The sequence below is a fragment of the Kitasatospora sp. NPDC054768 genome (assembly GCF_053612025.1).
This window is the reverse complement of record NZ_JBSHBN010000009.1, coordinates 97,878-103,278: the sequence shown is the minus strand read 5'-3', so window position 1 is coordinate 103,278 and position 5,401 is coordinate 97,878. Positions and strand designations below refer to the sequence as shown.

Here is a 5,401-nt window from a genome sequence, read left to right as displayed (position 1 = left end):
GCCGGCGCGGGCCCGAGGGCCCCGGCCGGCCGCCCGCCGCGACGGTGTGTCAGACCACGGCGAGCCGCTCCACCAGCAGTTCCACCCTGCGTTCGGTGTCCTCCGGCGGCAGCCGTCCGGCCCGGGTGAGGGTGGCCAGCCCGTGCAGGGCCGCCCAGAAGGTCTCGGTGAACAGGGCCGGGTGGACGCCGTCCCCGGCGACCTCGGCGAGGCTTTCCAGCAGGGCGGCGAAGGCGTCCTTCAGCGGCTCCGGGGTGTCCTCGCGGGCGAACGCCAGGCCGCCGTCGAGCCGGAACATGGCGTCGTAGACCGCCGGGTTGTGTTCGGCGTAGTCGAGGTAGGTGCGGGCGAGGGCGGTGACCCGGGCGCGGGGGCCGTTCGCGGCGGCGGTCGCGGCCCGCAGTGCCGCGGCCATCTCGGCGGCGCCGTCGAGGGCGACGGCGCCGATGATCTCGCGCTTGCCGCGGAAGTGGCTGTAGAGGACGGGCTGGCTGTATTCGATGCGCTCGGCGAGCCGGCGGGTGGTGACCGCGTCCCAGCCCTGCTGCTCGGCGAGTTCGCGGGCCGTGGCCACGATGAGGCGCTCGCGGTCCGCCCGTTCGCGCTGCTTGCGTTCCTGTACCGACATGAGTCGATTCTAGCACTGCTAGACAATCGAGCGGCGGCAGTACTAGCGTTGCCACATCAGCTAGCAGTGCTAGATTCTCGGAGGGGTCACCATGCTCGACGCACTTGAGGTCTTCACCACCGTGGTCGTCGGCCTGATGGTGGGGGTGGAGTTCTCCGTCGCCTTCGTCATCAGCCGGATCCTCGACGCACTCCCCGAGGACAGCGGCCAGCTCGGCCGCGCCCACGGAGGACGGATGCTCGGCGCCCTGATGCCGTTCTGGTACTTCGGCTCGCTCGCCCTCAGCGCGGTGTGGGCCGTCGCCGGATGGCACCGCCCCGGCGCCGGACTGGTCGTCGTCGCCGGGGCGCTGCTGATCGTCAGCGTGATCATGTCGATCCTGCTGCTCGTCCCGATCAACAACCGGGGCAGGACGTGGACCCCCGAGAACCGGCCTGCCGACTGGAAGCAGCAGATGAACCGCTGGGACCGCTTCCACTACGTCCGCGTCGCCGTCATCGTCGCCGCCTTCACCCTGCTCGTCACCGCCCTCGTCTGAGCCCGCGACTGTCAGGGGCGTGGCCTACGGTGGCGCCATGGACGAGTACGCGGTGCCGGTCCTGCCGAGCCGGGACCTGGACGAGACCGAGGAGTTCTACGCCCGCCTGGGCTTCGAGCCGCGCGGGCGCTGGGACGGCGAAGGCGGTGAGAGCGGCGAGGGCGGCTACCTGATCCTCGTCCGGGGCACGGTGGAACTGCACTTCCGCCACGACCCCGGGGTGGACCCGCTGTCCACCGCCGGCGGCTGCTACCTGCAGGTCCGGGACGCGGACGCGCTGCACCGCGACTGGGCCCGGCTCGGCGTGCCCACCGACCCGGCCACCGGCAGCCGCTTGACCGAGCCCGTCGACACCGCCTACCGGATGCGGGAGTTCGCCCTGGTCGACCGCAGCGGCAACCTGCTGCGGATCGGCAGCCCGCGCGGTCCCCGGTAGGGCCCGGCCTCCCCGCGCGGAGTTGGCACGGGCGCGGAGCCGGGCGCCTCCGCCGGGGTCCGGTCCCCGCCCGGCCCGCGGTTCGTCACGGCCGGGGGCTCCCGCGGCGAGGTCCGTACGGCGGCCCGTCCGCGCGCCCGGTCACGGGTGCCCGGTCACGGGTGCGCGGGCGCGCTCCCCGGGACCGGGGCCGGTGTGCGGGAGCGGGCCCGCAGGCGGCTGACGAGGAACCAGAGGCAGGTCGGCAGGGCCATGGCGGAGAACGTCGCGATGAGCAGCTGGGTGTCGGGCAGGTCGTCGTCGGGGTAGTGAGTGCCCAGCACGCGGGCCGTCGCCGGGTGGTCCGCGGCCACCTCCAGGGGAACGGTCACGCCGACGGCCGGGTGGGGGACGGCGGCCCTGACCCTGAGCGAGGCCGTGCTGTACTCGCGCCCACCGACCCGGTACGTGACGGTGTACTCCACCCCGCTCTTCTCCCGCTGCCGTTCGGCGCTGATCGTGGCGTCCACGCGCAGCGGCGAGGCGTCGATGCGGTCCGCCGCCCGGTGCTGGGCGAGCATGCCGGACAGGCTCAGGACGAGCACCAGCAGCGCGAGCACCGCGCCGGCCAGCGGCAGCGGCCAGCCCCGGCGGATCAGGTCCCTCATGGGCCGACGATAGCCGCCACGGCCCGGGCGAGGTCACGGAGTCGGGCGGGGTCGCGGAGTCGGGCGGGGTCGCGGAGCCGATCGGGCGGGTCCGTGTCATGCGGCCGCCGGGGCGGGCCGGGTGCGCCGGCGGGAGAGCAGGACGCGGCGCTCCTCCTCGGTCAGCCCGCCCCACACCCCGTAGGGCTCGCGCACGGCCAGGGCGTACCGGTGGCACTCCAGGGCGACCGGGCAGCGCGCGCACACCGACTTCGCCGCCTGCTCGCGCTGCCTCGCCGCGCTCGTTGCCCGGGTGGAAGAAGACACTGCTGTCGACGGTGCGGCAGGCTCCCTCCAACTGCCAGGACCAGTGGTGTTCGAGGGCTCCGGGGAGGCGCTGGATGTCGGTCACGGAAAGACTCCTTCCGGACGGGTCGGTCGGTTGCCGTTCGCTCGTCTGTCCCGATCCGCGGGGTGCATGCCCGGGACGCCGCCGGGATTTCGGCCGGGATCCCGGCGGGGCCGTTCGGAACCCGGTCCGGCTCCCGTCCGGGTTTCCGTCCGAGGTCCCGGACGGGCCGCGGCGCCGGCAGGAGGACGGCGGACGCCCGGCCGCCGGTGCGGTCGTCACGGTGGCCGGGCTCTGAGCCATCGGCAGCGGGCTCGGACGGCGGGCCCGGACGGCCGTCCAGAGGGGAGGGGACGCGGTCCGGGCCGCCCGCTGCCGACCCGCTCCTCGTCTCACCCCGATCCGGCCGGCCAAACCTCCCGGCCGAACCTCCCGGCCGCCAAGAGCCTGTGGTGGCCGCCGCGTCCGGGCCTCCGCGCCACTCCGTGCGACGGTGCGTCAGCGCGTGGCCACGGTGGTCGTGACGCGGACGAGTGAGGGCCGCCGCGGGGTGGAACCGAAGCCGAACCGCACCGGTGCGACCGGCGCGAGCGGGCCGAGCCCCCGGCCGTCGAGCACGGCGCTCACCGCGGTGACCGCGTGGAGGTCGCGGACGCCGTACCACTCGCGCCGACCCCGTCCCGCGGTGCCCCGGGTCCGCACGCCGAGCAGCAGCCGGGCGAGCGGGTCCGTCACCACGGTCCAGGCGGGGCGGGCCGCGACCGGGCCGGGCACCGTCCTGAGCGCGAGCCCCAGGATGCCGCGCCGCCCGGTGGTGAAGCGCAGGTCGAGCGGGCCCGCCGTGACCCGCCAGCGCGTCGCGCCCCGCCGCACCGCGACCGGTACGACCCGCACCCGGTCGAAGGCGTACGTGTCGGCGATGAACTCCGCCGTCCGCCCGGTGGGCGCCAGCAGGAGCCGGGTCCCGTCGGCGTGCTCGACCATCACGTCGGAGAACGGCCCGAACGGCGAGGCCGCCCAGTGCCCCACGACCACGCGCGTGCCGGAGGCCGTGCCGATGCCGGCGATCCAGCCGTCGAACCGCAGCCGGCGCGGGCCCGCAGGCCCCGGGGCGGTCACCGGGCCGTCACCGGGCGACGGGCCCGGGCCCCGCGCAGCGGATCCATCGCTCCTCCTCGCACGCCCGGCGGGGACACCCGCCGCGTCCATCCTCGACGGTCCCCCGGCAGGTGTCCACGCGGGGCCGGTGGGCGGCCCCGCGCCGGGCCTAGGACTCCAGCCCGTTACGCCGCCCAGGCCCGCCGCCTACGGTCCTTACCCGTGGACACGACAGGGATTCTGGACGAAGCGCTCCAACGACTGCACACCTGCGGGCCCGAGCGGCTCGGACGGCTCACCAACCACGCGCCGATGGCCGCCGAGGCCCTCACCGCCCACGGACAGGCGCCGTCGGTGCACCGCTGGCTCGACCTCTACGCGCGCAAGCTGGAGGACCTCCCGCCCCGCGTCGAGCCGGTGACGGACGCCAACTGGCGTACGGCGCTGGGCGATCCGAGGCGTGCGGCCGACTGGATCGGCCACTTCGAGCGGGAGGTCGCCGAGCGTCCCTGGCGCGAGGTGCTGGCCCGGTGGTGGCCGCGGCTGCTGCCCGGCCTGTACGGCGGGTCGACGCACCCGGTGATCCGGGTGGGCCACGCGGTGCGCACGCTGCTGGCCGGCGAGGCCACCGGGCCGCGCCTGGCGGAACTCGCCCACGGCCTGGGCTACTGGGCGGCCCGCCACCGGACCGTCGCGGTGCCCGCCCGCCTGCCGGGCGCCGCCTCCGCGGCCGACGCCCTCGACGCGGTGCCGGCCGTCGCCGTCCAGGACGGGGGCTTCCCGGCGAGGCTCGGCCGCGTTACGGCCCTGCCGGTGTGGGCCGGGGTCGATGCCGTGGAACCGGGAGAGGTGCCCGGCCGCCTCGCCGAACTGGTGCGGGCGGCGACCCACCGCTACGCCACCCACGGCCACGGCGAGGAGACGATGCTCGTCCACGCGGCCACGGCCCCCAACGCCGTGCTGCGCACACTGCCCGCGCTCCCGCGGGCGCTGTGGCCGGCGAGCCTGCGGGCGGCCTGGACGGCCTCGGCGGCGGTCACGGCGATGTACGCGCCCGCCGCGCCGGTCGCGTACGTCCCGCCCGGCGCGTTCACCCCCGAGGAGGTCTTCGAGCGGGCGCTGGCGCACGGCGACGAGCACGTCATCAAGCTGACGGACACCGCCCTGGACGTCGGCGACGCACCGGCCCTGGCGGCGGCCCTGCGCGCCATGGAGCTGAGCACCCCGCTGGGATGAGGCGTACGGCGCGGGGCCGCCGGAATCGCCCGCCGGGCCCGTCGTCGGAATCGACGGCGTGAACGTGTACATGAGGGGCGGCAACTCCCCGACGGCGCCTGCCGCATTCCTGCCGAACGCCGACCCCGACGCCCGCGCGACCGTCGCGCACAGACCGGCACCTCACCGCCTCCACCGCGAAGGAGTCCTGACCATGCGGAAGTTCATCCTCGATCTGGTCGAGCGCACCGTCGCCACGTACGCCGCGGCGTTCCTCGGCCTGCTGCTGGCCGACAAGTTCGACCTCACGTCGATCAGCTCACTCAAGGCGGCGGCGGTCGCGGCGCTGCCGGCCGCACTGACCGTGCTCAAGGGCGCGGTGGCGACCCGCGTCGGCGACCCGACCTCGGCCGCCCTGCTGGGCCGCCCCCGCGAGTAGCGGGGCCGGCAGGCGGTTTTTTCGGCGTGCGGGCCCCAACCCGCGGGGGGGGGCCCCACCCCGGGGGGGCGT

At 75.9% G+C, this 5,401-nt stretch carries 7 protein-coding genes and 1 pseudogene; 4 read left to right on the top strand and 4 right to left on the bottom strand.

Annotated elements, in window-relative coordinates; all coding sequences use genetic code 11:
• Window positions 1-49 precede the first annotated feature (49 nt).
• Entirely contained in the window at window positions 50-628 is a 579-nt protein-coding gene (locus tag ACWGKU_RS04780) for a TetR/AcrR family transcriptional regulator (protein ID WP_452179419.1), read from the bottom strand.
• Between the two features lie 91 nt (window positions 629-719).
• Between ACWGKU_RS04780 and ACWGKU_RS04775 the strand changes: the two genes are divergently transcribed.
• On the top strand, window positions 720-1,166 hold the full coding sequence (locus tag ACWGKU_RS04775; RefSeq protein WP_401045059.1) for an anthrone oxygenase family protein: 447 nt from the start codon (window positions 720-722) through the stop codon (window positions 1,164-1,166).
• A gap of 37 nt (window positions 1,167-1,203) precedes the next feature.
• Complete coding sequence (locus tag ACWGKU_RS04770; protein WP_452179418.1) at window positions 1,204-1,602, top strand: bleomycin resistance protein; 399 nt, start codon at window positions 1,204-1,206, stop codon at window positions 1,600-1,602.
• 155 nt (window positions 1,603-1,757) lie between these two features.
• Here the strand turns inward: ACWGKU_RS04770 and ACWGKU_RS04765 are convergent, their stop codons facing one another.
• The 3 genes and pseudogenes from ACWGKU_RS04765 to ACWGKU_RS04755 form a co-directional block, all read right to left on the bottom strand.
• Window positions 1,758-2,249, bottom strand: a complete 492-nt coding sequence (locus tag ACWGKU_RS04765) for a hypothetical protein (protein ID WP_452179417.1) — start codon at window positions 2,247-2,249, stop codon at window positions 1,758-1,760.
• Between the two features lie 96 nt (window positions 2,250-2,345).
• A pseudogene (locus ACWGKU_RS04760) lies at window positions 2,346-2,640 on the bottom strand (WhiB family transcriptional regulator).
• Between the two features lie 435 nt (window positions 2,641-3,075).
• Window positions 3,076-3,696: a hypothetical protein gene (locus ACWGKU_RS04755; RefSeq protein WP_401045064.1), complete on the bottom strand. Its 621-nt coding sequence runs from the start codon at window positions 3,694-3,696 to the stop codon at window positions 3,076-3,078.
• Between the two features lie 201 nt (window positions 3,697-3,897).
• Here ACWGKU_RS04755 and ACWGKU_RS04750 point away from each other — a divergent pair, with 201 nt between their 5' ends.
• Both ACWGKU_RS04750 and ACWGKU_RS04745 read left to right on the top strand, forming a co-directional pair.
• The gene (locus ACWGKU_RS04750) at window positions 3,898-4,911 is read left to right on the top strand and encodes a questin oxidase family protein (RefSeq protein ID WP_452179416.1); all 1,014 of its coding nucleotides are present in this window, start codon (window positions 3,898-3,900) and stop codon (window positions 4,909-4,911) included.
• Between the two features lie 193 nt (window positions 4,912-5,104).
• Window positions 5,105-5,329, top strand: a complete 225-nt coding sequence (locus tag ACWGKU_RS04745; RefSeq protein ID WP_452179415.1) for a holin — start codon at window positions 5,105-5,107, stop codon at window positions 5,327-5,329.
• Window positions 5,330-5,401: the final 72 nt, after the last annotated feature.